Consider the following 23,403-nt stretch of genomic DNA (forward strand, 5'->3'; position numbering starts at 1 on the left):
TTCGAAAAATAAATCATGGATATCCGAAAAGATATTCAATGGAACCCGTTATAGTGGAGTAGACTTAAGGCATGGACTGTCGGGCCAGGGTCATGGAGAAGGAAGGCAAGCGGGCGCTGGTGCGCGTGGCGCGGGTGAACTGCGCCGAGTGCGGCGGCTGCGGCTTGCTCGCGCGCGACCGCGAACACACCATGGAGTTCAGCGCCGTGGACCGGCTGGGCGTCAGCGTCGGCGACGAGGTGTTGCTCAAGGTGCCCTCGCACAGGCTCGCTTTCTCCTACCTCACCGTGTTCGGGCTGCCGCTGCTGGTGATGGCGGCGGCCTATTTCGCCGTGGCTGCCGTCTTCTCCCTGGCCAGCGGGGGAGACGGCACGGCGGCAGGCACCGTGGCGGCCGTACTCTGCGGCCTGGTCTCTCTCTGGGTGGGGGCCAAGCTCGCGGACCGCCTGGGGTTGTCCCCCGTTATCGTCGAGGTGTTAGCCCCGACCGAGGATAGCGACGGACAAGGCTACGTCCTTTGATCAATCGACCTCATACCGCCCGAGGATCGCGTCGACCTCGGCCTTGTCCTCGGGGTACTCGAAGATGGACACGCTCAGGAGGGTCGCGGCGTCCGCATCGCCGCTGTTGTGCTCCAGGTACTTGCGCATCTTCTCCTCCAGGCGTCTTCCGCAGACCTCCGCTCCTGCCCTGCCCACGCTGGGCAGGATGACCATGAAGTCGCTCTTGGCCCGGGCGAGTTCGTCCACGGAGCGGGTATCGCTCTTGAGCACGGAGGTGCTGAGGTCGCGCATGACGCTCACGCCCTTGCTCCGCATGCCGCTGACGAAATCTTCGTCGAGGGAGAACTCCAGTAGAGAGAAGGGTATGGCATAGCGGTCGTTCTCGTCGATGCGGGAGGTCAGCTCCTGGACGAGAAAGCGCTCGTTGCCGATCTGGGTCTCATCGTCGATGAGGTCCTGGCGTTCCAGCTTCACGAAAAAGTATCTGAACTGGGTGCGCATGTAGGAACAGAGCAGGGCCAGGATGCCGTAGACGAGGAACTTCGCGACGATGAGCTGGACCGCGGTACCGTAGCCGAAGTCGCCGACCCAGATGAGGCGGGCGGCGGCGTAGGAGAGGAAGCAGGCGCTGAAGCTTATCAGGGCACCGCGTTTGCCCCAGTAGAGGCTGCACACGATAACCACGAGCATCAATACGTGGCCGAAGACCTCGACTCCGTCCGTCTTCTGCACCAGCATCGCCGCGGCCATCACCGCGATGGCGATGGTGATGACCAGGACCACTATGCGTTCGAACCTCGCGTATTTCATATAGTGTCTCCCTCCCGTCCTCTCCGTCACAAGTCCTTATGATAAGGACAGGACACGTCGCCGCTGGAGTCGTCGTAAAGGTACGCTTCCCCCGATTCCGGGCAGTACAGGGAACCATCGTTCTCGATAAGGTCGGGGACAAGGTCCTGCAGCGTGGGGGGATACGCATCGTGGTGGGTGTGGTAGACGACTATCTGCTCCTCGACGGTCCTGAGGTTGGCCTTGCAGGCCGTCTTCTTGCTGGTGCTCACCGAGATGGCGTAGGAGGCGACTGCGATGCCGACCAGGACCCCGATGATGGCGATGACCATCATCAGTTCCATCAGCGTAAAACCTTCGTCCCGCCCCAGCCTGCCAAACCGCGCCATGAGCACCTCCACGCAGTCGCCTTATATCTCCGCAATCGGCCCCCGGCGTACAATACTTGACAGCGGGCATTTAAAAGGAAACAGTCCCCTGCCGGGGTATAATTAGTCGAGGAAGGTACGGGAGGAAGGTGGCATGGCGACAGGCGAGAAGGAAAGCGGACAGGCGGTACTGCAGGCTTCAGCGGCGACACCCTGGCGCGGCAGGGGGTTCTCCCGCGAGACTGAATTCCTCGCGGCCGCTCTTCTCCTGGTCGCGGGCGCTTTCGTCTATCCTTACGTGGAGGGCCTGGCGGGGTCGCTGATGCCCCCCTGCCTCTTCCACCGCCTTACCGGCATCCCCTGCCTTCTCTGTGGCATGACCCGCAGTCTTGCAGCCACCGCCCACGGGCGCATGGGAGAGGCCTTCAGGTTCCACCTCCTGGGCCCGCCCCTGTTCTTCCTGGCCCTGGCGGTCGGCCTGACAATGGCAGCGGAATCCGTGCTGTCCCGCCGCTTTCTGCCCCGCCCCGGCAAACGGGCGTGGAGATACATCGGCTGTGGCACGCTGGTTCTGCTGTCGGCGGCCTGGATCGCCCGCCTGGTATTCTTCGGGAACAACCTGTAAGTATGGTCCCCACGGGGGAAAGAGAGCGAAAGGAGGCGGCATGGAGGGAGCCCAGTACCCCGTGCAGGCCGGCACGGCGCTGGAGTACAACGTCGCGGCCAGGGCCAGCACCGACTTCATCACCGACCCGGGCACGGCGATTATTCTCTCCATCATCACCTGCGGCATCTACGGCTTATACATCCTCTACAAGCTGGTGCAGAGGAGGGACGAGCATTTCCAGCGCATGGCGGCAGTGGCGGACGCCTCCATTGCCCAGCTAAAGGCCAGGGCGCAGGGGAGGGAGGGCGCCATCGCGGCCGAGCTCGCACAGCTGGAACAGATACGCATGAGGATGGCCACCATGTCGGCGGAGAGGGGAGCGGCGATCTGGCTGCTCATCTGCATCTTTACCGGCATCGGCTACTTCATCATCTACTACCTGCTCATGAAGGACTACGTGGAACACGACGTGGTGGAGGCGCAGTTCTTCACCGTGATGAGCGGAGCCCTGGCCAAACTGGGACTGGCGGGACAGGCAGGCCAGGCGGTCCCCACCGTCCCTCAGAGGGAGTTCGTGACCTTCCTGCTGCTCTCCATAATCACCTGCGGCATATACGGCATCTACTGGATGTACGTGATGATCAAGGACTTCAACGAGCATTTCCTGGCCCAGGTGCCCTGGGAGGACTTCCTCCTCACGGCCCTGCGCTAGACCGGCAGCCATACCGCGAGCGCTATGGCCGCGGTTACCGCCAGCAGCGCGACCAGCTCGCCGGCCCCGAAGTGCCCGGCGCGATAACGGGAACGGCCCCTGCCCCCGCGGTACCCCCGAGAGGCGAGGGCCGTTCCAAGTTCCTCCGCGTCGCGGAAGCAACCGCCGAAGAGCGGCACGAACAGGGGGAGCAGCGAGCGCGCCCGCCGCAGCAACCTGCCGCTGGAGAAATCGGCCCCGCGTGCCTCCTGGACCCGTGCGATCTCGCCGGCGCGGCTGAGCATGACCGGCAGGAAGCGCAGGGCCATGGTGAGGATCATCGCAGTCTCCTGCACGGGGAAGCGCAGCGGGCGCAAAGGGGACATGAGGCCTTCCAGCCCCACCAGCAGCTCCACCGGGTTGGTGGTCATGGTGAGCACGCACATGACGATTACCGCCATGGCCAGGCGCAGGGAATAGAGGATACCATTCTGCACCCCGGTGTTGGTGATGGTGATGGGCCCCAATTCCCACAGCGTGCGCCCGGGGGAGAAGAGGAGTTGCGCCAGCGCGGTGATCAAGAGCAGGATGAAGACGGAACGCAGGGCCGCCAGCACCTGCAGCGGGGGGAGCTTGGCCGCGAGCACCACCAGCAGCGCGGCGAGGAAGAGGGCAAGCACCCCCGCGGCGCTGTCGGTTACGAAGGCCCCGATGATGAGGGCCAGGGCGCAGGCGGTCTTGACGCGCGCGTCCAGGTCGTGGACGGGGGAGGCGATGGGATAGTGCTGCCCCAGGCTGATGCGGTTGAGGTCCCTCATGACGGCGCCTCACCAAGGGCACGGCAGATGATTTCGGCGGCCTCCCCGGGAGAGGGGAGGCAGGCCGGGATGTCGATGCCGTGCCCGCGCAGCTCGGCGAGGACCGCCACCAGGGGGGGCGGCCGCAGCCCCGCCGCCTCCAGCTCCTCCACGGCGGTGAGCACCTCCTCCTTCTCCCCCTGCAGCGGGACCTCTCCGCCCGAGAGCACGGCGACCCGGTCCGCCAGCAGCTCCACCTCTTCCCAGTCGTGGGTGACCACCAGGACGCCCACGCCTCGCTCGCGCTGTTCCGCCAGGGCACCGTAGAGAAGCTCGCGGCCGGGCAGGTCAAGGCCGGAAGAGGGCTCGTCCAGGAGCAGGTAGCGGGGGCGCATGGACAGCACCCCGGCAAGGGCGCAGCGGCGCATCTCGCCGTCGCTGAGCGAGAAGGGGGAGCGCGGGGAATACCCCCCGGGGTCCAGCCCAACCAGCATCAGCGCCTCGCGCACCGCCGTCGCCAGCTCCTCGCCGTGCAGGCCGCGGTTGCGCGGACCGAAGGCCACGTCTTTCTCCACCGTCTCCGCGAAGAGCTGCTTCTCCGAATACTGCAACACCACGCCGGCGGCGGTCCTCAGGGCGCTCATTCCGGCCCGGTCGGAGATGACCTCCCCGTCCAGGGCGACCGCTCCGCAAGTGGGGCGCAGCATGCCGCACATGACGGAGAGGAGGGTGGACTTTCCCGCCCCCGTCTTCCCCACCAGGCACAGCACCTCCCCCTCCCGCAGCTCGATATCGATGGACTTCAGCACCTCCTTGGACATGGGGGTGCCGGGCAGGTAGGTGAAGCCGACGCCGTTCAGCGAGATGCCCATAGCCGGTCCGCCACCTCCTTAGCTCCCAGCGCCGTGCGCCCCAGGGGGCGCCCCCTTCGCTCCATCTCCTGCGCCAGCAGGTAAAGGGCAGGAGGGCGCAGCCCGTACTTCCGGCAGAGACCGGCGTCGCGGAAGAGGTCGTATGGGTCACCGGCGAATGCGAGGCGGCCGTCCGACAGCAGTAGCACGCGGTCCGCCGCGAGGACCTCCTCCGGATGGTGGGTGGCATGGACGATGGCGACGCCCAGCCTCTCACGCAGCTCCGCGTAGAGGGCCAGCGTCTCGGTGCGGGTGGGCGGGTCCAGCATGGAAGTGGACTCGTCGGAGACCAGGACGCGGGGCCGCATGGCCAGCACCGCCGCCACCGCCAGGCGTTTCTTCTCGCCGGCGGAGAGGAGATGGGGCTCGCGTCCGCGCAGTGCCGAGAGGTCCATGGCCCGCAGGGACTCATCGATGCGGGAGTGAATCTCTTCCGGCGGCAGTGCGAAGTTCTCGGGGCCGAAGGCCACGTCGTCCTCGACCGTTGGGCCTACGATCTGGTTGTCGGGGTTCTGCATGACCAGTCCCACCCCGCTGCGTATGCCGGCGAGGTTCTCGGGCAGGGCGGTGTCGAGGCCGCAGGAGAAGACCTTTCCCCGCGTGGGCAGGAGGAGGGCGTTGAGCAGCCGGCACAGCGTGGACTTCCCGGAGCCGTTGAGCCCCGCCAGCGCGACGAACTCGCCCTGCTTTATGTCGAAGGAGACGTCCTCGAGCGCGGGTGTGTCCTCCCGGCCCGGGTAAGAGAAAGCGACCTCCCTGCAGGATACCACCGCATCTACAGCCGTGGGCGCCTCCAGCTCAGACCACCCCCCCGTAATCATCTCTGCCGAGGGACAGGACCAGCCTGCGCGCCGCCAGGCCGATGAAGAAGCCGGTAGGCAGGGCTATGAGCAGCAGATAGGGGAGGTAGTACTTAAGGCCCGGAAAACCCACCAGCCACATGGCCACCGCGAGCTGCACCGCGTTATGGGTGACCGCCCCCGCGATGCTCACCCCGGTTAGGCTGAGGGTGCGGGGGCCGAGGCGGAAGAGGGCCGCCATGACCAGGGTGGCCGCCGTCCCCGCAGTGAGGCTGAGGGTGAGACCGATGAAGCTGCCCCGCAGCAGTCCCCCCAGAAGGCAGCGCAGCACCGTGACCACCAGGGCCTCCCACGGCCCCAAGGTGACCAGGGCGATGACCGTGGCCAGGTTGGCCAGGCCCAGCTTGGCCCCGGGCAGGGGGAGGACGGGAGGGATGGTGCCCTCGATGATCTGCAGGACCAGGCCCAGGGCCACCAGCAGGCCGATGCGGCTCACCAGGTAGGCGCGACGGTCGGCGGGGGGAAAGACGGGCCCCGTCGTGCGGAGGTCACTGGTTGACCACATCCGGCCCTCCATCGCCGCTGACCACCTCGATAACCACCCGGTTGGGGAGGCAGACGATGCTCTCTCCGGGGCTGGATATCCACCCCGTCTTCACGCAGAGCTTGTCGGGGCAGGCGGAGTCCACCATGCGTGCCCTGCCGTCCGCGACCTCCAGGTAGCTCTCCCCGCTGAAACCCTCGACGGTCAGTCTTACCGGGCCGCCGTCCAGGGGGCGGGTCAGGACCTCCTTGCCGCCCGCGGTCACCCTTATCTCCAGGCGGGAACCAGTGCCGGCCCCGGCCACGCCCTGCGCGATGAGGAAGACGCTCAACGCGATCACGGCGAGCACCAGTATGACGTCACCAGGGGCCCACCAGCGCCCCGGCGCGGGCCGCCGCCCCGCCGCTACCCCGGGGAAAACGCCCGTATCCCTGCCTGCCGCCATGCCATGCTCCTCCTGGCTCGCTCGTCGTCCTTTCAATATATATTAAGGGTAAGGTTCTGCGGCGAGAAGTGCGGCCCGTCCGGAGCGGTCTTTCCACCGGCGTGCCCCGTGCATATAATCATGGCTATGGATATCAAGGAAGCGAACCTGGTCTTCCACGACGAGACCAGCCGCGATTACGACAAGAAGTGGGCCATACGTTTCGATGACGACATGGCGGAGTTCGTTCTCTCCAAGTTCGAGCTCGGGCTGGGGGAGCCGTTTCCCCGCGATATCCGCGTCATGGAGATCGGTTGCGGGACCGGCTATGCCATGCTCAACCTGGGACTGGCCGGCGTGCTCACCGAGGCCTGGGGCTGCGATATCTCCCAGGGCATGCTGGACGTCTGCCAGGACAACGCCGACAATCTGGGTATCGATGTCCACTTGCAGCAGGCGGACGCCGAGAGACTGCCATACGATGACGCCTCCTTCGACCTGGTCATAGGCCATGCCGTCCTGCACCACCTGCCCGACCTCGATGCGTCTTTCCGGGAGATACAGCGAGTGCTCAAGCCCGGCGGCAGGTGCGTGGTGGCGGGCGAGCCCACGGTGGTCGGCCACCGCCTGGCTAGGATCGCGAAGGCCCTGGCTTCCTTCGCGGTGCGCTGGTACGCGCTCCTCGGCGGCCGCCTGGGCAAGAAGAAGATCACGCTGCGACGTTACGACGCCTGTGGTTCACTAGAAGACCACGAGCTGCAGGAGCTGGAGTTCATGGTGGACATCCACAATTTCCGCCCCAGCGAGCTCTGCGACCGCGCCCGCAGGGCGGGGTTCTCGCGCGTGCGCTTCGAGTCGGAGGAGCTCATCTCCAGCTTCATCGGCTGGATGATCCGTACCGTGGAAGGCAGCGTGAGCGAGGAGAACATCACCGACCGTTGGCGGTGGGGAGCGTATAACACCTACAAGCGCGTGCGGGCCTGGGACCAGAAGCTCTACCCGTACCTGCCGCGCGGCTGGTTTTACAATCTCATCGTTTACCTGGAAAAATAAGGCTGTTCGTGCGCGATGGTATAAGCGGGACAGCCGGCTCCCCGCATCGTCATGTCTCCGTCCGGCTTGCCGGGAGGAAAATGGCGCGGCGGTCAGCGGAAAGAGAGGCCGGCAGATAAAGCGTCGCGATGCCCGGCCGTTACCGGCGGCGGCGCTGGCCTGGATGGAAGGGCGATGATGAAGAACGGGATGGTCGAAGCCCTGCGGGAAGTCGAAAAGGGGGCCGGACCGGCATACGGCACTCCCAGGGAAAGACCGCGCGGCTGGGCCTGGGTGGTTAGCACCGTCCGCTTCGTGCGCAAGAGGCGCATGTACGGCCCTCGCTACTGGCGCTGGCTCTACAGGTTCCTCCGCTTCAAGGTCCTGCACCCGCGGGTGAAGACGGAGGGGTTTATCTTCCTGCCGCGCCGCTACCAGGTGGTGGTGAAAAAAGGGGCCACCATCCGCATCGGTCGCTGGGTGTGGATCGGCACCAACAACGCTTTGCGCTGCCACGAGGGCGAGCTATATGTCGGCGACAACACCATCTTCGGCACCGACAACACCGTAAACTGCTACGCCGGGGTCTATATCGGTCCGGAATGCCTCTTCGCGGACTCCGTGTATATCGTGGATTTCGACCACAACTACTGGGATCCGGTAATCGCCATCCGCTCCCAGGGCATCACCAAAAAGCCCATCCGGCTCGAGGGAGATATATGGGTGGGCGAGAAGGCATCCATCCTGCGCGGGGTCACCGTGGGCCGGGGTTCCGTGATCGGGGCCATGAGCCTGGTAAACCGCGACGTGCCTCCCTATGCCGTGGTGGGCGGCGTGCCTGCCAGGGTGCTGGGGTGGAGACCGCGTCCCGTTACATAGTTTGGGAGTGAGGTGATCATGGCCGGGAACTCAGGCGATGGCGGGATGCCGCTTCCAGAGATAAGGCGGGACGCGGTCACCGGCACCTGGTCCATACTGGCGGTGGGGCGTTCGCGCCGGCCCGGCGCCGTCCCGGGACAGGCGGCCGGGGAGCCCCTGTGCCCTTTCTGTCCCGGCAACGAATCGCTTACCCCGCCGGAGACCTGGTCGGTGGGCAGGGAGGGCGGCCCACCGGATTCGCCCGGTTGGAGGGTGAGGGTGGTCCCCAACCTCTATCCCGCGTTCATGCCCGAGGCCGGCTCGCGGGGCTGGCGCCGGGGGACCAGGGTGGGACTCCCGGCATACGGCGATCACGAGGTGATCATCAACTCTCCCGACCACACTCTCTCCCTGGGCGACATGGATGGGGAGGCGGCTGCCGGCCTGCTCGGGGCGTACCTGGAACGCTACCGCCATTTCGCGGCGCTGCCCAGGGTAAAGCAGGTGCAGATCATCATCAACAACAAGCGGGAAGCGGGGGCCTCACTCGACCATCCCCATACCCAGGTCTTCGTGCTGCCCATGGTAACGCGGGCCATCAGCGGGGAGCTGCGGGAGTCCCGGCGCCGTTCCGGCAGGGGGTGCCCTCTCTGCCTCGAGGTCGAGGAAGCGCGCGAGGACGGCCGGGTGGTGCTGGAGAACGGGGGCTGGACCGTCCTGGTGCCCTACGCCGCCCGTGCCCCCTTCGAGTTGCGTTTCACCCCCCGCCGGCACGACCCGGACTTCGCGGGTTGCCGCGTTGATGAGATCGCGGACATGGCCGACGCGCTCACCCGCGCCCTCAAGGCCCTCTCCGCCCTCCTCGGCGCTCCACCGTACAACCTCTGGCTGCACAGCGCGCCCTGTGACGGCGGTGACTACCCCTACTATCACTGGCATGTGGAGATGGTCCCGCGTATCATCGTCAGCGCCGGTTTCGAGCTGGCTACCGGTATGAGCCTCTCCATCCTCGCCCCGGAGGAGGCTGCCCGCCAGCTGCGCGAGAAGACGGGATGATGGAGGAGACGCGCATCCGGGGCTGGCAGGCGGTGCGCAAGTGGGCACCTATCTCGGTGCTCTGCCTCTCCCTTGCCATCATCCTCATCGACATGACCCTGCTCAACGTGTCCCTGTCCACAATCATCCAGGACCTGGATACCACCATCCAGAAGATCCAGTGGGTGATCACGGCCTACTCCCTGACCATCGCGGCGTTCATGATCACCGGGGGCAGGATGGGAGACCTCTTCGGGCGCAAGAAGATGTTCATGTTGGGGGCGCTGGTCTTCGCCGTGGGCTCCTACGTCTGCTCCATCAGCCCCAACGTGCCCGTGATGATCGTCGGAGAATCGATCATCGAGGGCATCGGCGCAGCCCTGATGATGCCGGCCACCATGTCCCTGCTGGTCTCGCACTACCGGGGACGCGACCGCGCCATCGCCTTCGGCATCTGGGGGGGCGTCGCCGGCGCCGCCACCGCCATCGGTCCGCTGCTGGGCGGCTATATAACCACCGCCTACAGCTGGCGCTGGGCCTTCCGCATCAACGTCTTCGTGGCCGCGGTGCTCCTGGGCGGGGCCTTCCTGATCAAGGAGTCGCGCGACCGCGAGGAGCGACCCGAGCTGGACTGGCCGGGGGTCGCCCTCTCCGCCTCCGGCATGTTCTTCCTGGTCTACGGGATCATCGAGTCGTCGACCTACGGCTGGATCGTGGCCAAGGAGCCCTTCTCCCTCTTCGGCTGGGTGACGTTCGGCACCATCTCCATATCCCTCTACGCCATCGTCCTGGGGGCCGCCATCCTGGCGGGGTTCATACTGTGGGAGAGAAGGGTGGAGCGGCGTGGCCATACCCCCCTGGTCTCCACCCACCTCTTCCGCAACCGGCAGTTCGTCTCGGGCACGAGCGTCGTGGGACTGGTCGCCCTGGGACAGGCCGGCCTCATCTTCTCGCTCCCGGTCTTCCTGCAGGCGGTGAGGGGCTACGACGCCTTTCATACCGGTCTCGCCCTAATCCCCCTTTCCGCCGCCTCCCTCATCGCCGCTCCCGTCTCCGGCATGATGGCCAACCGCGTCGGGCCCAAGCTGATGATCCAGGCGGGGATGCTGAGCATCATCGGCGGATACGCGCTTCAGATCGCCGTCTGGGATGTAGGCTCGACCGCCAGCGATTTCATCCCCAGCCTCATCCTGGTGGGGATGGGCATGGGCCTGATGATGGGGCAGATAGGGAATATGACCCTTTCGGCCGTCTCCGTGCAGCAGGCCGGGGAGGCCTCGGGCGTGAACAACACCTTCCGGCAGTTGGGCATGACCCTGGGAACGGCGGTCATCGGCGCGGTGCTCATCTCCTCCATCGCGGCCAGCCTGAGCAGCGGCGTACAGGCTAGCGCGGTCATCCCCGAGCCTTTCAAGGCGCAGGTCGACGAGGCCATCAGCGAGCAGGTCTCCAACGTGGAGTTCGGGGGCGGCGCCGAGTTGCCCGACTATATCCCCCAGGAGATCAGCGCCGAGATCGTCAGCATCAGTCACGACGCGGTCACCAAGGCCAACCGCACCGCCCTGGCCTTCGCTGCTTTCTTCACCTTCCTGGCGTTTCTCTCGTCTTTCATCCTGCCGGGAGGAAAGATGGTAAACCGCGAGGAGAGCCTTGCCGTACGTGCCCCTCACTGACCTTTCAGGGCAGCCCTCCGCCGTCCCAGGCGCCGCGGGCCCGTGCGGCGGCATGAAAGCCCTGGTAAGCATCGAGCGCGAAGCAGGCGGCGGTGGGGGTCGGGTAGGAGGGGATGCCGGCGGCATGGAGCCTGGCCATGTGGGGAGCGGTGAAGGCGCTGGGGAAGAGTACCGAAACCAGGGGCTTGGAGACGGCGTTGCGGGCCTCCAGCATCTCCCCGGTGATGGCGGCGATAAGGCCGATGTCCCCGTCGCGTGAGGCGGGAGCCGTGCCCACTGTCATCAGGATGTCCACCGTCGGATCGTTCGCCATTATCTCGAGGGCCTTGAGGTAATTGCCCGGGACCACCGCGCCGAACCCCAGGTCCACGGGGTTTCCGAAAGAGGTGCCCTCGGCGGGCAGGAACTCCGCCAGCGCGGCCCGGGTTTCCACCGTGAGGGGCGCGAGCTCGAGGCCGTGCCTTTCCACCGCGTCGGCGCAGTTGACGGCCAGGCCGCCCGGCGAGCTGACTATGGCCACCCTCCTGCCCCGGCACGGGGGCAGGTGATACAGGGCGGCGGCGCAGTCGAGCATCTGCGCCAGGTCGTTGGCCATGATCATCCCCGCCTGACGCGCCGCCCCCTCGAACACCTCGGCGCTGCCCCCCAGGGCGGAGGTATGGCTGGCGGCGGCCTTGCCGCCAGACACGGTCAGCCCCGCCTTGAGCACGATGACCGGCTTCACGCCGCGAAGGGATACGGCCGTCTCCAGGAAGCGGCGGGCATCTCGCACCTCCTCCAGGTAGGCCAGGACCATTTCGGTTCCCGGGTCGGCGGCCATGTACTCCAGGTAGTCGGCGCAGTTGAGGTCGAGTTCGTTACCGCTGGAGACGATCTTGTCGAAGAGGACCCCGCGCTCCAGGGCTGTGACATAGGTGATGCTCGAGAGGGAACCGCTCTGGGAGATCATGCCGGCGCGGCCTTCCGTGGAGAACATGCCCGCGAAGAGGGCTATCTTGCCCCGCGCCGAGTAGATTCCCATGCAGTTGGGCCCCACCAGCCTCAAGCCGCTGCCCCGGCAGGCCTGCAGTATCTCCTCTTCGAGGCGCTGCCCTTCCGCGCGCCCCGTCTCCGAGAATCCGGCGGTGTTGATGATGCAGCCGCCCACGCCGGTGGCGGCGCAGTCGCGTACCAGCGAGGGTACGGCCGCGGGGGGGACGGCGAGGATCACCAGGTCTGTGCCGCCTGGCAGCGAAGCGAGGTCCGGGTAGCAGCGCAGCCCGAGTATCTCCGTGTGGCGGGGGTTGACGGGATAGAGAGCGCCGCCGAAGCCCATGTCCTTGAAGGCGCGCAGGAAGAGGGTGCCCGGGTTGTCCATGCGCTCGGAGACGCCCACGATGGCGGCGGAAGCGGGGAAGAAAACGCGGTCGAGGCTTCGTTTCAGCTCCGTGTTCACACTCTCACATCCTGATGTACACATGCCAGGCCTTGACGCTCGGAAGCGTCAAGGCCTGGGCACCGCCGCGTCACCCTCCGGGCTTCCCATCGAAACGTACACGTGCCAGGCCCGGCCATTCAGAAATCGCCGGGCGGCTGGGCACCGCCGCGTCACCCTCCGGGCTTCCCATCGAAACGTACACGTGCCAGGCCCGGCCATTCAGAAATCGCCGGGCGGCTGGCACCGCCGCGTCACCCTCCGGGTGCCGCTGTCGCTTATGCGATACAGTCTATCGAATGATCGAGCGAAAAACTGTGCGTTAACTGCCTTCGGCGCGCTGGGGGATGGGGGGACAGACCGAGAGCACGCGGGGCCGGTACTCGTACTCTTTGATCGAACGCTGGTAGATGTCCATGGTATGCCGGGCGATGCGCTCCCAGTTATATTTCTCTCCGATGAACTTCTGGGCGTCGCTGGTGAGGCGCTGTGCCAGCCCCTCGTCCCGCAACACCCGGATCATCGCCCGGGCCAGGGATTCGGGGTTGCCGGGCTTGAAGCAGAGGCCGGTCTCCTCGTGGACCACGATCTCCTTGAGGCCGCCGGTGTCGGCCACGATGACCGGGCATCCCGCGACCATGGCCTCGAGCACCACCATGCCGAAGGGCTCGTAGATGCTGGGGACGACGGTGATGTCGGCGCACTTGTAGAACATGGGCAGCTTCTTCGCGTCCACGAAGCCGAGGAGCCTGATCTTCTCGCCCAGGCCCAGTTCGTCGATCATCACCTGCAGGGCCCTCACGTGGGGCCCGGTGCCAGCCACCAGGAAACGCAGGTCGGGGAACTCCTGCAACACGCGGGGCATGGCCTCGATGACCGTCTGCACGCCCTTCTCGTAGACCAGGCGTCCTACGAAGAAGATCATGCGCGAGTCGGGTTCCACGAACTGCCTGCGGATGCGCTCGGTGTCCGCGCCGCAGCGGAAGAGTTCGTATTCTATTCCGTTGGGGATGACGGTGATCTTGTCCTCCGGGAGCTCGTAGATGTGTCTTACCTCGTCCTTCATGTAGTTGCTGCAGGTAATGGTGCGCACGCTCTCGAAGGTCAGCCACCATTCGATCTGGTGGATGATCCTCGACATGCCCTCCGGTATGTACCCCTGGTGGCGCCCGTATTCCGTGGCGTGGATGGTGGCCACGAGGGGGATGCGGTAGGCGTGCTTGAGGGCGATGGCCGCGTGGGCCACCAGCCAGTCATGGGCGTGGAGCACGTGGACCTTGCCGATCCTGTCGTTGATGAGGGGGATAGCGCGTTCCAGCAGGGCTACGTTGAACTGCAGGGTCCATGGCACCCATTCCTCCTGGGGTATCTCCGGCGCATAGAGGGGGACGCGGTGGATCTGTACGCCCTCCGCTACCTCGAAGTCGGGCGCGTCCGGGGCGTCCTTGGTCACCACGTGGATATTGGTCCCCATGCGGGCCAGGTTCACCGCCAACTGGTGTACGTGGGTACCCAGTCCGCCGATGATCCTGGGTGGATACTCCCAGGAAAGGATCACGACGTTCATCATCCACCCCGTTCCTGCACAGCAAAGCGACCTTTCCGGCCGCCGCATCTCTCTTGGTTGACTCCCTGCCAGGTCAAGACGAGCACGAATATTCTATTAAAACGCGACGTGGATGGCAACCGGCCGGGCGCCGGCCGGGCGCCGGGGGCGGGCCGGGGGAGGTCTGATGGGAAGCAGAGAAGGGGGGTGATGGGAAATGAATGTCATCCTTGCATATCAACCGGGGCGGTCTAGTGAGATGCGCCGTACATCCGTCTCGACGGGTAGCCGAGAAGAAAGGTTATCTTGTGCAGCCCGATACCGTGGACCTTTCCCAGATCCCAGGTGCCGCGCACCGCCCCAATATCCCAGGTGTAACCGTTCTCCGCGATATCCCCGACAAGTTCCCGCAGCTCCTGCGCGGAGTAGGTGCGCATATTCGATGCCAGTCCCTCCCACATAAGGACCAGCGGCGCGAGGGGGACGATGTAGGTCCAGAACATCCTCCGCCAGCTGAAGGGTTTGATGAAGGGCATGAACAGCAGGAGATACAGTGGGGAAAGGAGCATGATCAAAAAGATGCCGGGGTTCCTCCCCGTGAACTCGAAGACCCCGATCCCCTCCCCCCTGCGGGCGGCGTCCTCCAGGATCCCGCGCGCATCCTCGGGCCTGAAGTGATGAAAGGAAGCGAACAGGGTGCGAAAACCCCGCAGATCCTCCGGCACCCTGGTGGCATCCACCGGCTCCGCGATGAAGTCAACCTCGCAGCTCGCTCCCTTTGCGGCCTGCTCCAGGACCTCCAGGTGCGGGAACTTGTCGCTCAAGGTCACCCGCACGGGATAGCCTTCGCGGTCGTTCAGCTGCTCCTGGATGAGGAGCACGGGACCCGTTCCCCCCGAGCAGAGGTCGACGATATCGTGGCAGTCCAGGGTCTGTAGCACCTCCTTCAGGCGTGGCAGGATCGGGGCGTACATATTCGTCTTAACGCTGGTGAAGCGCAAGACATCCGTAGCGATGTCACGAAAGAGCCGGGGGCACCAGCGCTGATCAGTCAGTTCCACCATATGTCTGCGGCGCATTACCCTCACCTCGAATTCCGGCCACGTCGTGTCTCCCTGGCTTCCGTCCATGGACCCGTCGTCATGGGCTGAGGCGGCCGTTCTGAGCAAGGCCGAGAACATCGGCTCAACCTCTTTGTTCGCTTGAAGCCGTTTTTACGGCTTGTGACACGCCCACTTTCTTTTTCGATTATTTTGCGGCGAAGCTGAATGCCTGAAACGGGAAACAGGGGCTAAAGCCAGGATTGGAGGGAGAGCCAGGGGAAGGGGTTGTCCGTGTCCTCCAGGGAGGCAAGGGACGGGATATCCATGCCGCCGCGGTCAAGCATGTCCGTGATGGCGAGGTAGCGGGAACAGTGGGCCTCGAAGCGGTCGCGGGCGTAGGAGGCGGCCGCGTCCCGGGTGATCATGAAGGTCCAGTCGCTGGCTTCTGCGAGGAGCAGCTCCCTGGCCGCCTGCAGCAGGGCCCGCCCTTCTTCCGCGCCGCTCCCGCCACCCGCGATGCGCCGCAGGAGGTCCTCCTCCATGGCACGGGTCTCGGTCCAGATCGCCGCCGTGCCGGGGTTTACCCAGGTGGAGAAGGTCCCGTCCACGTTCCAGGCGGTCATAGGGGGAGAGATGGCGGGCAGCTCCGCTGCCACGGCCTCCTCCGCCACCTGATGGGGGAGGAGGGCAGCACCGCCGAGGCGTGACAGGACCTCACGCAGCCAGGACGGTCCCTCCTTCCACCAGTGGCCCATTAGCTCGGTGTCGTACGCGGCGAGGAGAACCGGCGCGGTGCCCGTTCCCGCGCTGGTGGCCATCGCCTCCGCCGCGCGCCGCTCCAGCCTCGCGGCGAAATCGCCGGCATGCTCCCGTGCCTGCATCTCCGCCCTGTCGGGGTAATAGATATCCTTTTCATCCAGGGGAGTATGACCCGAGGTGACCCTCCAGTACTGGAAACCCCAGCCGTCGTGATCGCGCTTGGCAAACTCCCGGTAGTCGCCGCCCGAGGGGTAACCCCGCAAGGTCCACACCAGTTCATGGGCGGTGCGGTCACGCAGCAGAGCCATCAATGGGGTGGAACCCAGGCGGCGTGGTTCCCAGGTGTGGGCCTCCGCGGCCGTCGCGTCGGGGGCGGTGAAGTCCAGGACGACGTATTGCAGGGGCGGGGAGAACGCGGCCAGGACGCCATCGAGGTCGGGGGTGTACGAGCACTCCGGCAGCCAGAACCCCCGCGGGTCGCGGCCAAAGCAGCGCCGGTAACTCTCGATGCCGATCTCTATCTGGGCCTTCACGCAGCCCTGGCTGCCCAGGGAGGGCAGGTGGGCATGGGTGGCCGCGCTGGCGAGGACCTCGACGGCCCCCGCGTCCATGCCGCTTCTGAGTACCCGCATCATCCTGCCGCGGAAACGCGCATCGAAGTCGGCGAGTAGGCCGCGGTAGAGGTCGCCGAAATAGGCGGCAAGGGCTTTCCTGGGCTCGTCGCCCATGGCCTCGAGGCGCTCCATCTCCAGCCGGGTATGCTCGATCTTGTTCTTGAGGTACCAGTCGAGGCGCTCCTCCATATACGCGTCCTGCAGCTGTTCGGCCAGGATGGGCGTGAGAGTGAGGCAGAGACGGCCGGGAAGGACCCCCGCGGTCAGGTCCTCGACGATCTTCCAGATGGGCAGGTAGCTCTCCGCCCACGCCTCCAGCAGCCACTCCTCGCCCACGGGCCAGTCGCCGTTGCGGCGTACGTACGGCATGTGGGTGTGCAGGAGGATGACGATGGCGGGAGAAGCCATGTCAGCTCTCCCCGGCCGCGGCGGGATCGCGGGGTTTGGTCCCGATGGCGATGAAGTCGATGGCTTCAGCGAGCGCGGTGTCCGTGATGCGGAAGTCGCGCGTATTGATGGAGGGGATAAAAAGGGGCCGGTAGAAACAGCGTTCCAGACGTGGCGGCATGTCCAGGCAGAACTGGGAGAAGTTGCGCCGGGAGAGCATGTCATGCAGGCGAAGCCTGCGGGCGTGGAAGACACCCTTCATTTCCACGTCGGGGTAGAAGCTGCGCATGAAGTCAAGGAACTGTCGGGAGTCGTACTCGACGATATGGAAAGGGTTTACCGGCTCATCACGGCCGGGTGAGATAAGCAGGCGGTTGGGGGTGGTCAGGACGCAGAGTCCCCCGGGCGCCAGCACGCGCCGCGCCTCGCGCATGAAGATCTCCGGCCGGTGCAGGTGCTCGACCACCTGCAGCGAGCATACGACGTCGAATGACGCGTCCTCCAGCCCCAGGTCGTAAAGGTCCGAGTAGGCGAAGCGCAGGTTCGGACGCCGGTAGGTGCGGCGCGCGTGGTAGATGGCCTCCGGGGCCAGGTCCACCCCCACCGCCTCGACGGCACGTGTGGCCAGCAGGTCGGTGCCGTATCCTTCCCCGCTGCCCAGGTCCAGCACCCTCTTGCCGGCGGCCAGTCCGAGCAGGAACTCATAGGCGACGAGGTGGCGCTGGAACCAGTAGTTCTCCTCCCGGATGCCGGGGAGCGTCCGCTCCCCGGTGAGGATGAGTTCGGGGTAGGAGTCCTGCGGCAGGTCCGAGAGGTCTATATCTTCGCTCAAGTTCCTCTCCATATCAGAAAACGGTGGGCATGGGTATGGTCATCCAGGCCAGTGATGCGGCGATGACCACCGTCCCCGCCACCACCAGATAGTAGCTCGAAACTCCCCACCCCACGCCGACCAGGACCAGGCCCAGGAAACCGCCGCCGGCCGCGTAGAAAAGTCGTATCCTGTTCATTTCACCAGTTCGAGTACCTGTTTGAACTCCGGGCCATCGGCGCGGTAGAGGACTTCGTAGATTAGCGACTCCGAGGTGGTGACAACGGCCCCCTCGGCGTACATCCGGGCCAGGGCGGTCTCGTGGTCCTCGCGCTTGCGCGTGCCCGTGCCGTCTGCCACCACCTGCACGCGGTAACCCCTCTGCATGGCGTCATGCACCGTCTGACTGACGCAGATATGGGTCTCTATGCCCGTCACCAGGAGGCGCTTCCTCCCCGTGGCGGCCAGCGCCTCCGCGAACTCCGGCACGCCGAAGCAGCTGAAGATGCGCTTGATCACCGGCTCGTATATGGTGAGGGCCTCCTTGACCTCTTCAACCGTATACCCCAACCCCTGGGGGTAGTGCTCCGTGAGCACCACCGGGATGCCGAAGATGTCCGCGAACCTGAGCAGGCGCGCGATGGTCCCCACCACTTCCTCGCGGTTATGGATCATCTTCACCAGTTTCTCCTGGGGGTCGATGACCACCAGGATACTGTCGTCGGCATTGGCCAGGGAGGGATGCCTTTCCATGCTGACTCCTTTCTCGGTTCAGTCCTCGTCCTCGTCATTCTCGGTGATCTCCTCGAGGTAGTCATCCACCAGGCCGGAGACGTGGATGGCGGAGTTGAAGGCGGTGTCGCCACCCGTCCCCTCCGCGCGGGTGGTGTCGCCGCAGAGGAAGAAATTGTCCAGCGATGGGATGGTGAAACCGGGCCGGTCGTCCCGCGTCTGGCCGGGCCTCGGCAGGAAACCGTCCACCATGGACAGCCGCAAGGTGCGCTCCCAGTCCAGTGCATCCCAGATGCCCGGGAACATCTCCGCGAGCAGCGCACGCAGACGATCCTCCTCGCGCGCCATCTTCTCCTCGTTCTTTACCCAGGGCAGCGGTAAAGGATAGTACCAGGAGAGGAGCTGACGACCTTCCGGGGCCATCCCGGGATCGATGTTGGAGGTGAACTGGCCCATGCTCAGGGGTTCCGACGTCACCAGCAGGCCGCTCTTGTCCGAGACCGGCTCCTTGAGCCCGATATCCATGGAGATGCCGGCGGTGGGGACGAGTTCCCGCGCTTTCTTGACGAACTTCATGGGCAGGTCCTTTCCCCCGAAGAGGTCGGGGACGTTCTGAACCGGGATCGCGCTGACCACCGCATAGGCGGTGTAGATGGCGGTCTCCGTCTTGACCTGGCTCACCAGGCCCTTCTTTAGCATCAGCCGCGTGACCTTGCTGCCCGTCAAGATCTGTCCGTTCTTCTCGAGCTCTTCGCGCAAGCCCGCGATGATGCTGGGGGTGCCCCCCCTTGGATAGCCCACCTTCACCTTGGAACGCAGGGCCTTCTTCAGGTAGGCAGCCAGCTCTCCCGCGGAGGCGAAGCGCGGTTCCGGGGCGATGATCCCGATCCCCGAGATGATGCGCAGGATCTCCAGGGTCTCCTCGGACTTGCAGCCCGCTGTCAGGTCCTCCAGGGAGACCTGGTTCTTCTTGGCTGGATTGCCCATGACCAGCTTTACCAGGTAGCGCGCCGCGCTCAGCTTGGCCCGCAGGGGGAGCATGGGGGACTTGAAGATCTTGCCGACGTTGTTGGGCAGCGGGATGAACTCCCCCTGCCGCCACAGCTCCGGCTCACCGGGCTCGATGAACTCCAGCTCACGTCCCAGGCGGCGGAAGACGGCGGCCGCGGCGCCGTCGGAAGCGGAGCGGTTGGCATGCAGTCCGTATTCCACGGTATAGCCGTCCTTCTCCATGTAGCTGGCACGGCCCCCCAGGTGTCGGGACTTCTCCAGCAGCAGCACCTCGTACCCCTTGTGTGCCAGGATGGCGCCGGCCGAGAGCCCCGCGTATCCTCCGCCGATGATGATGACGTCATAGTCCATGAGCTTCCCTTTCCCTCAGCCGCCGCCCGCGGTGCCGGTGTTCCCGTATCTGGCGGACGAAAGACTAGTTACGTGCGAGAATTTGTTCGAAGAATATTAAACCACAAAAGGCCCGGCCAAGTCCGAAGTATGGCGCGGCCGTCCCACCCTCGCCACCCCGCCCGCCACCGCCATCATCATGCCGCCTGGCCTGGAGCCGAAGTGACGGCCGGCGGTGGCACCGGTAGGGCGTTTGCCTTATGATGAACGCGTTGCGCGCTTGCGAGGAGGTAGTCCCATGTCAGTGGAAAGGGTGAGCTTTTACGCGGACTGCGTGGAACCCGTAAGACTCGAGGGCATCCTCGAGATGCCGGAGGACGCGCAGATGCCTCCAGCCTGCATACTCTGCCATCCCCATCCCATCGGCGGCGGTTCAATGTACGTACCGCTGCTGGAGACCATGGCCCAGGACCTGGTCTCCCGCGGCTGGGCCTGCCTGCGCTTCAACTTCCGTGGAGTCGGGCTCTCGAGCGGCGTGTCCACCGGAGGGATCTGCGAGGTGGAGGATGTAGAGGGGGCTTACCGCTACTTGCTCGAGAGGCCGGACCTGGACGGTGCGGACCCGGCCGTGGCTGGATGGTCGTTCGGTGCCTGGATAGGGCTGAGATGGGCGGTGCGGGGAAGGCGGACGAGCAGGATAGCCCTGGTGAGCCCACCCATGGTGGGGTTCGACTTCTTTTATTTCCTGGACGAGGAGGGCGCGTTACCGCCCCAGGATGCCCTCATCGTCAGCGGCGCCCGCGACCAGTTCAACGACCTCACGAAGCTGCGGGAACTGTCCTTGCGCCTGGGGGCGGATCTGCGCATCCTGGAGGGTGCGGACCACTTCCTCTTCGGTCGCGAAAAAGAGATCGCCGCCATCGTCGCCCAACACTGGTCCTAACCCCTCTGTCTGCCCACCCCCGTCCGTTCCGTAACCCGCTGGAAAGGCTCATGCGTTGTGTTTCGCGCCTGCGGTGCGAAATGTCAAGGCTGAGCCCTCGACCGCATGCCGGGGCCAGCGATGCGTAGCGCCGTGGGCCAGCATTTATACTGGCCCCAGTCGCCGTCACATAAGCCAGAGGTTGGATCTATCGATCACCAAACGGTATGGCAAGCCCGAACTTCCGGGGTTGGCGCTCTCTCGTCGTCTGAGGGTCTTGTTTCTTGCATTCGTGCTGCCTGGATAGAGGTAGCAGCTTTTGGTGGAACGCAACAAACAAGAAGTCTGACCCTTACATTACCTATCAACCGCGCCCCGACCTGTGACCCGCCCTTTACCCCACGTTTCAATCAAAGTCCCAGGTGGGGATAATAGAAATAGGTGCTGTACATGCCGGAACAGGGGGGTGAAGCGCCATGGACCGCAAGGAGCTGTTGACAAGGGTCAGGGACGAAGCGGGGCTGGAGAGCCTCAAGCAGGCGGACAGCGCGGTGAGGGTGATAGTGGGGTTGCTCAAGACCATGCTTGCGGAAAACGTGGCCGGGATGGTGGAGGAATCGCTTCCCGAGGACCTGCGACGCGGCTGGAGGGTGGTTGATCCATACCCGGCGGATATACTCGAGAGGGAGGATATCTATTTCGAGGGTTCCGGCGAGGGCGAGACCGCCCAGTCCCCCACCATCACCCATGGCTGAACCGTTGCGGCCTTGTAGCATAAAACAACGCATCTACCAGCGAAAATCCGATTTGCCGGCCGCCTGTTCTTATTTGCATTATGGGGGGGTAATGGATATAATACTTTGGGTGCGCCGGAGGGGATAATAAGGCACCGACCACTCGCGATGAGGACTTCACCGGGGACTCCGAAGCCTCCTTACGGAGGTGGTGAGCCGTCGGTTTAATATATGTCAAAAATCGGTATATAGAGACCGCGAAAAGTCAAGGAAGGCAACCAGAAGGGTTTACCCGCGGGAAAAAGAGGAAAGGAGTTGCAGCATGGTTCCGAGTGATCTGGAAATCGCGCAAGCGGCGGAACTACTCCCAATCGTCGAGATCGCCAGGAAGATGGGCCTGGAGGACGACGAGATCGATCTCTATGGAAAGTACAAGGCCAAGATCGACTTTGACGCCGTCCTGGCCAGGCTTAAGGACAAGCCCAACGGCAAGTATATCGACGTGACCGCCATCACCCCCACCCCGCTGGGGGAGGGCAAGACCGTGACCTCCATCGGCGTGACCGAATCGCTCGCAAAGATTGGAAAGAACGTGGTGCTCGCGCTGCGTGAGCCCTCCCTGGGGCCGGTCTTCGGAATCAAGGGCGGCGCGGCCGGGGGCGGCTACTCTCAAGTGGTTCCCATGGAGGACCTCAACCTCCATTTCACCGGGGATATCCACGCCGTAGGCGTCGCCAACAACCTGCTGGCGGCGATGATCGACACCAGCATCCTGCTGGGCAACCCCCTGAACATCGACCCCCTCACCATCTCCTGGAGGAGGGTGGTGGACATCAGCGACCGCGCCCTGCGCGACATCGTCATTGGCCTGGGCGGCCGGGAGAACGGCTATGCACGCCAGACCGGTTATGACATCACCGTGGCCTCAGAAGTCATGGCCATCCTGGCCCTGGCCACCAGCCTCAAGGACCTGAGGGAGCGCTTCTCGCGCATCGTCGTCGCCTATACCTACGACGGCAAGCCGGTGACCGCCGAGGACCTCAAGGCGGCGGGGGCCATGACCGTGCTCATGAAGGAGGCCCTCAAGCCCAACCTCATCCAGACCCTCGAGCACAACCCCTGCATCATGCACGCCGGCCCCTTCGCCAACATCGCCCACGGCAACAACTCCATCGTGGCTGACTACGTGGCGCTGAAGTGCGGCGACTACGTGGTGACTGAATCCGGGTTCGGCGCGGACATGGGCGCGGAGAAGATGATGGACATCAAGTGCCGCTATTCCGGCGTGACCCCGGACTGCGTGGTCATCACCGCGACCATCCGTGCCCTCAAGATGCACGGCGGCGCCTTCGAGGCCCGGCCGGGCAAGAAGCTTGACGAGGAACTGGTGAAGAAGGAGAACATGCCCGCCCTCGAGGAGGGGACAGGCAACCTGGTCAAGCAGATCGAGAACATGAAGCTCTTCGGCGTCCCCGTGGTGGTGACCATCAACCAGCGCACCACGGACACCGACGCGGAGATCGCCCTGGTCAAGAGGCTGGCTGAGGCAGCCGGCGTAGCGGCCTGCGTGCCCATCGACGTGTGGGCCAAGGGCGGCGAGGGAGGCAAAGAGGCGGCGGAGGCCATCGTGGCCGCGTGCGACATGCCCAAGGACTTCAAGTACCTCTATGCCGACGACGCCCCCATCAAGGAGAAGATCGAGGCCATCGCGACCAAGATCTACGGCGCCGACGGGGTGGACTACACCCCCCTGGCCGAGCAGAAGATCAAGCAGTTCACCGAGGCCGGCTACGACAAGCTGCCCATCTGCATGGCCAAGACCCACCTGTCGCTGTCCCACGACCCCAACCTGAAGGGAGTGCCCAAGGACTACCGCCTGCCGGTGGTGGATATCAGGCCTTCTATCGGCGCCGGGTTCCTCTACCCGCTGTGCGGCGCCATGAGGACCATGCCCGGTCTGCCCAGCCGTCCCGCGGCGGTCGACGTCGATATCGACGAGAGCGGAAAGACCCTCGGGTTGTTCTGAGTCGCGCGACGCGCAAGCATGAAAGTCGGAAGCGATGCCCCG

The 23,403-nt window shown here is 65.0% G+C and carries 25 protein-coding genes; 10 read left to right on the forward strand and 15 right to left on the reverse strand.

Annotation, left to right across the window (positions count from 1 at the left end; translation table 11 throughout):
* Positions 1-71: 71 nt before the first annotated feature.
* Positions 72-521: a SoxR reducing system RseC family protein gene (locus AB1384_00500; GenBank protein ID MEW6552751.1), complete on the forward strand. Its 450-nt coding sequence runs from the start codon at positions 72-74 to the stop codon at positions 519-521.
* Here the strand turns inward: AB1384_00500 and AB1384_00505 are convergent, their stop codons facing one another.
* Positions 522-1,313 carry a GGDEF domain-containing protein gene (locus tag AB1384_00505; GenBank protein ID MEW6552752.1) on the reverse strand — a complete coding sequence of 264 codons (792 nt, stop codon included), beginning with the start codon at positions 1,311-1,313 and terminating at the stop codon, positions 522-524.
* A gap of 26 nt (positions 1,314-1,339) precedes the next feature.
* Positions 1,340-1,681, reverse strand: a complete 342-nt coding sequence (locus AB1384_00510) for a prepilin-type N-terminal cleavage/methylation domain-containing protein (GenBank protein MEW6552753.1) — start codon at positions 1,679-1,681, stop codon at positions 1,340-1,342.
* A 133-nt stretch (positions 1,682-1,814) separates the two neighbouring features.
* Between AB1384_00510 and AB1384_00515 the strand changes: the two genes are divergently transcribed.
* Complete coding sequence (locus AB1384_00515; protein ID MEW6552754.1) at positions 1,815-2,285, forward strand: DUF2752 domain-containing protein; 471 nt, start codon at positions 1,815-1,817, stop codon at positions 2,283-2,285.
* A 40-nt stretch (positions 2,286-2,325) separates the two neighbouring features.
* Positions 2,326-2,979 (forward strand): DUF4234 domain-containing protein, encoded by a 654-nt coding sequence (locus tag AB1384_00520; protein MEW6552755.1) that lies wholly within the window; start codon positions 2,326-2,328, stop codon positions 2,977-2,979.
* On the opposite strand, the gene AB1384_00525 is transcribed toward AB1384_00520, so the two are convergent.
* The 5 genes from AB1384_00525 to AB1384_00545 are packed head-to-tail and all read right to left on the reverse strand — an operon-like array spanning position 2,976 to position 6,455.
* Complete coding sequence (locus AB1384_00525; GenBank protein ID MEW6552756.1) at positions 2,976-3,776, reverse strand: energy-coupling factor transporter transmembrane component T; 801 nt, start codon at positions 3,774-3,776, stop codon at positions 2,976-2,978. The genes AB1384_00520 and AB1384_00525 overlap by 4 nt on opposite strands.
* Positions 3,773-4,627 carry an ATP-binding cassette domain-containing protein gene (locus tag AB1384_00530; protein MEW6552757.1) on the reverse strand — a complete coding sequence of 285 codons (855 nt, stop codon included), beginning with the start codon at positions 4,625-4,627 and terminating at the stop codon, positions 3,773-3,775. Before AB1384_00530 ends, AB1384_00525 begins: the two co-directional genes overlap by 4 nt.
* The gene (locus AB1384_00535) at positions 4,612-5,436 is read right to left on the reverse strand and encodes an ATP-binding cassette domain-containing protein (GenBank protein ID MEW6552758.1); all 825 of its coding nucleotides are present in this window, start codon (positions 5,434-5,436) and stop codon (positions 4,612-4,614) included. The genes AB1384_00530 and AB1384_00535 overlap by 16 nt, the downstream gene beginning before the upstream one ends.
* A gap of 28 nt (positions 5,437-5,464) precedes the next feature.
* Complete coding sequence (locus AB1384_00540) at positions 5,465-6,031, reverse strand: Gx transporter family protein (GenBank protein ID MEW6552759.1); 567 nt, start codon at positions 6,029-6,031, stop codon at positions 5,465-5,467.
* Complete coding sequence (locus AB1384_00545) at positions 6,015-6,455, reverse strand: NusG domain II-containing protein (GenBank protein ID MEW6552760.1); 441 nt, start codon at positions 6,453-6,455, stop codon at positions 6,015-6,017. The genes AB1384_00540 and AB1384_00545 overlap by 17 nt, the downstream gene beginning before the upstream one ends.
* Positions 6,456-6,575: 120 nt before the next feature.
* On the opposite strand from AB1384_00545, the gene AB1384_00550 reads away from it, so the two are divergent.
* The 4 genes from AB1384_00550 (at position 6,576) to AB1384_00565 (ending at position 11,032) form a co-directional block, all read left to right on the forward strand.
* Positions 6,576-7,487 (forward strand): methyltransferase domain-containing protein, encoded by a 912-nt coding sequence (locus AB1384_00550; GenBank protein ID MEW6552761.1) that lies wholly within the window; start codon positions 6,576-6,578, stop codon positions 7,485-7,487.
* Between the two features lie 177 nt (positions 7,488-7,664).
* The gene (locus tag AB1384_00555) at positions 7,665-8,345 is read left to right on the forward strand and encodes an acyltransferase (GenBank protein MEW6552762.1); all 681 of its coding nucleotides are present in this window, start codon (positions 7,665-7,667) and stop codon (positions 8,343-8,345) included.
* An 18-nt stretch (positions 8,346-8,363) separates the two neighbouring features.
* Positions 8,364-9,380: a hypothetical protein gene (locus AB1384_00560; GenBank protein MEW6552763.1), complete on the forward strand. Its 1,017-nt coding sequence runs from the start codon at positions 8,364-8,366 to the stop codon at positions 9,378-9,380.
* Positions 9,377-11,032 (forward strand): MFS transporter, encoded by a 1,656-nt coding sequence (locus AB1384_00565; GenBank protein MEW6552764.1) that lies wholly within the window; start codon positions 9,377-9,379, stop codon positions 11,030-11,032. Before AB1384_00560 ends, AB1384_00565 begins: the two co-directional genes overlap by 4 nt.
* Positions 11,033-11,036: 4 nt before the next feature.
* On the opposite strand, the gene AB1384_00570 is transcribed toward AB1384_00565, so the two are convergent.
* From AB1384_00570 to AB1384_00605, 8 genes are all read right to left on the reverse strand, one after another.
* A complete protein-coding gene (locus tag AB1384_00570) occupies positions 11,037-12,467 on the reverse strand; it encodes a CoA-binding protein (protein ID MEW6552765.1) in 1,431 nt (476 codons plus the stop codon).
* A 301-nt stretch (positions 12,468-12,768) separates the two neighbouring features.
* Positions 12,769-14,016, reverse strand: coding sequence for a glycosyltransferase family 4 protein (locus tag AB1384_00575; protein ID MEW6552766.1), 1,248 nt, complete (start codon positions 14,014-14,016; stop codon positions 12,769-12,771).
* 227 nt (positions 14,017-14,243) lie between these two features.
* Positions 14,244-15,173, reverse strand: a complete 930-nt coding sequence (locus AB1384_00580; protein MEW6552767.1) for a class I SAM-dependent methyltransferase — start codon at positions 15,171-15,173, stop codon at positions 14,244-14,246.
* A gap of 110 nt (positions 15,174-15,283) precedes the next feature.
* Complete coding sequence (locus AB1384_00585) at positions 15,284-16,816, reverse strand: 1,4-alpha-glucan branching protein domain-containing protein (protein MEW6552768.1); 1,533 nt, start codon at positions 16,814-16,816, stop codon at positions 15,284-15,286.
* A gap of 1 nt (position 16,817) precedes the next feature.
* Positions 16,818-17,627, reverse strand: coding sequence for a class I SAM-dependent methyltransferase (locus AB1384_00590; GenBank protein MEW6552769.1), 810 nt, complete (start codon positions 17,625-17,627; stop codon positions 16,818-16,820).
* Between the two features lie 13 nt (positions 17,628-17,640).
* Positions 17,641-17,805 (reverse strand): hypothetical protein, encoded by a 165-nt coding sequence (locus AB1384_00595; protein MEW6552770.1) that lies wholly within the window; start codon positions 17,803-17,805, stop codon positions 17,641-17,643.
* Complete coding sequence (locus AB1384_00600) at positions 17,802-18,359, reverse strand: hydrolase (GenBank protein MEW6552771.1); 558 nt, start codon at positions 18,357-18,359, stop codon at positions 17,802-17,804. The genes AB1384_00595 and AB1384_00600 overlap by 4 nt, the downstream gene beginning before the upstream one ends.
* Positions 18,360-18,377: 18 nt before the next feature.
* Positions 18,378-19,700, reverse strand: coding sequence for an NAD(P)/FAD-dependent oxidoreductase (locus AB1384_00605; GenBank protein ID MEW6552772.1), 1,323 nt, complete (start codon positions 19,698-19,700; stop codon positions 18,378-18,380).
* Positions 19,701-19,977: 277 nt separating this feature from the next.
* On the opposite strand from AB1384_00605, the gene AB1384_00610 reads away from it, so the two are divergent.
* From AB1384_00610 to AB1384_00620, 3 genes are all read left to right on the forward strand, one after another.
* On the forward strand, positions 19,978-20,622 hold the full coding sequence (locus AB1384_00610) for an alpha/beta fold hydrolase (protein ID MEW6552773.1): 645 nt from the start codon (positions 19,978-19,980) through the stop codon (positions 20,620-20,622).
* A 455-nt stretch (positions 20,623-21,077) separates the two neighbouring features.
* The gene (locus tag AB1384_00615; GenBank protein ID MEW6552774.1) at positions 21,078-21,356 is read left to right on the forward strand and encodes a DUF2267 domain-containing protein; all 279 of its coding nucleotides are present in this window, start codon (positions 21,078-21,080) and stop codon (positions 21,354-21,356) included.
* 301 nt (positions 21,357-21,657) lie between these two features.
* Entirely contained in the window at positions 21,658-23,361 is a 1,704-nt protein-coding gene (locus AB1384_00620) for a formate--tetrahydrofolate ligase (protein MEW6552775.1), read from the forward strand.
* Positions 23,362-23,403: the final 42 nt, after the last annotated feature.

This window comes from Actinomycetota bacterium, from assembly GCA_040757835.1.
Lineage (GTDB): Bacteria > Actinomycetota > Geothermincolia > Geothermincolales > RBG-13-55-18 > SURF-21.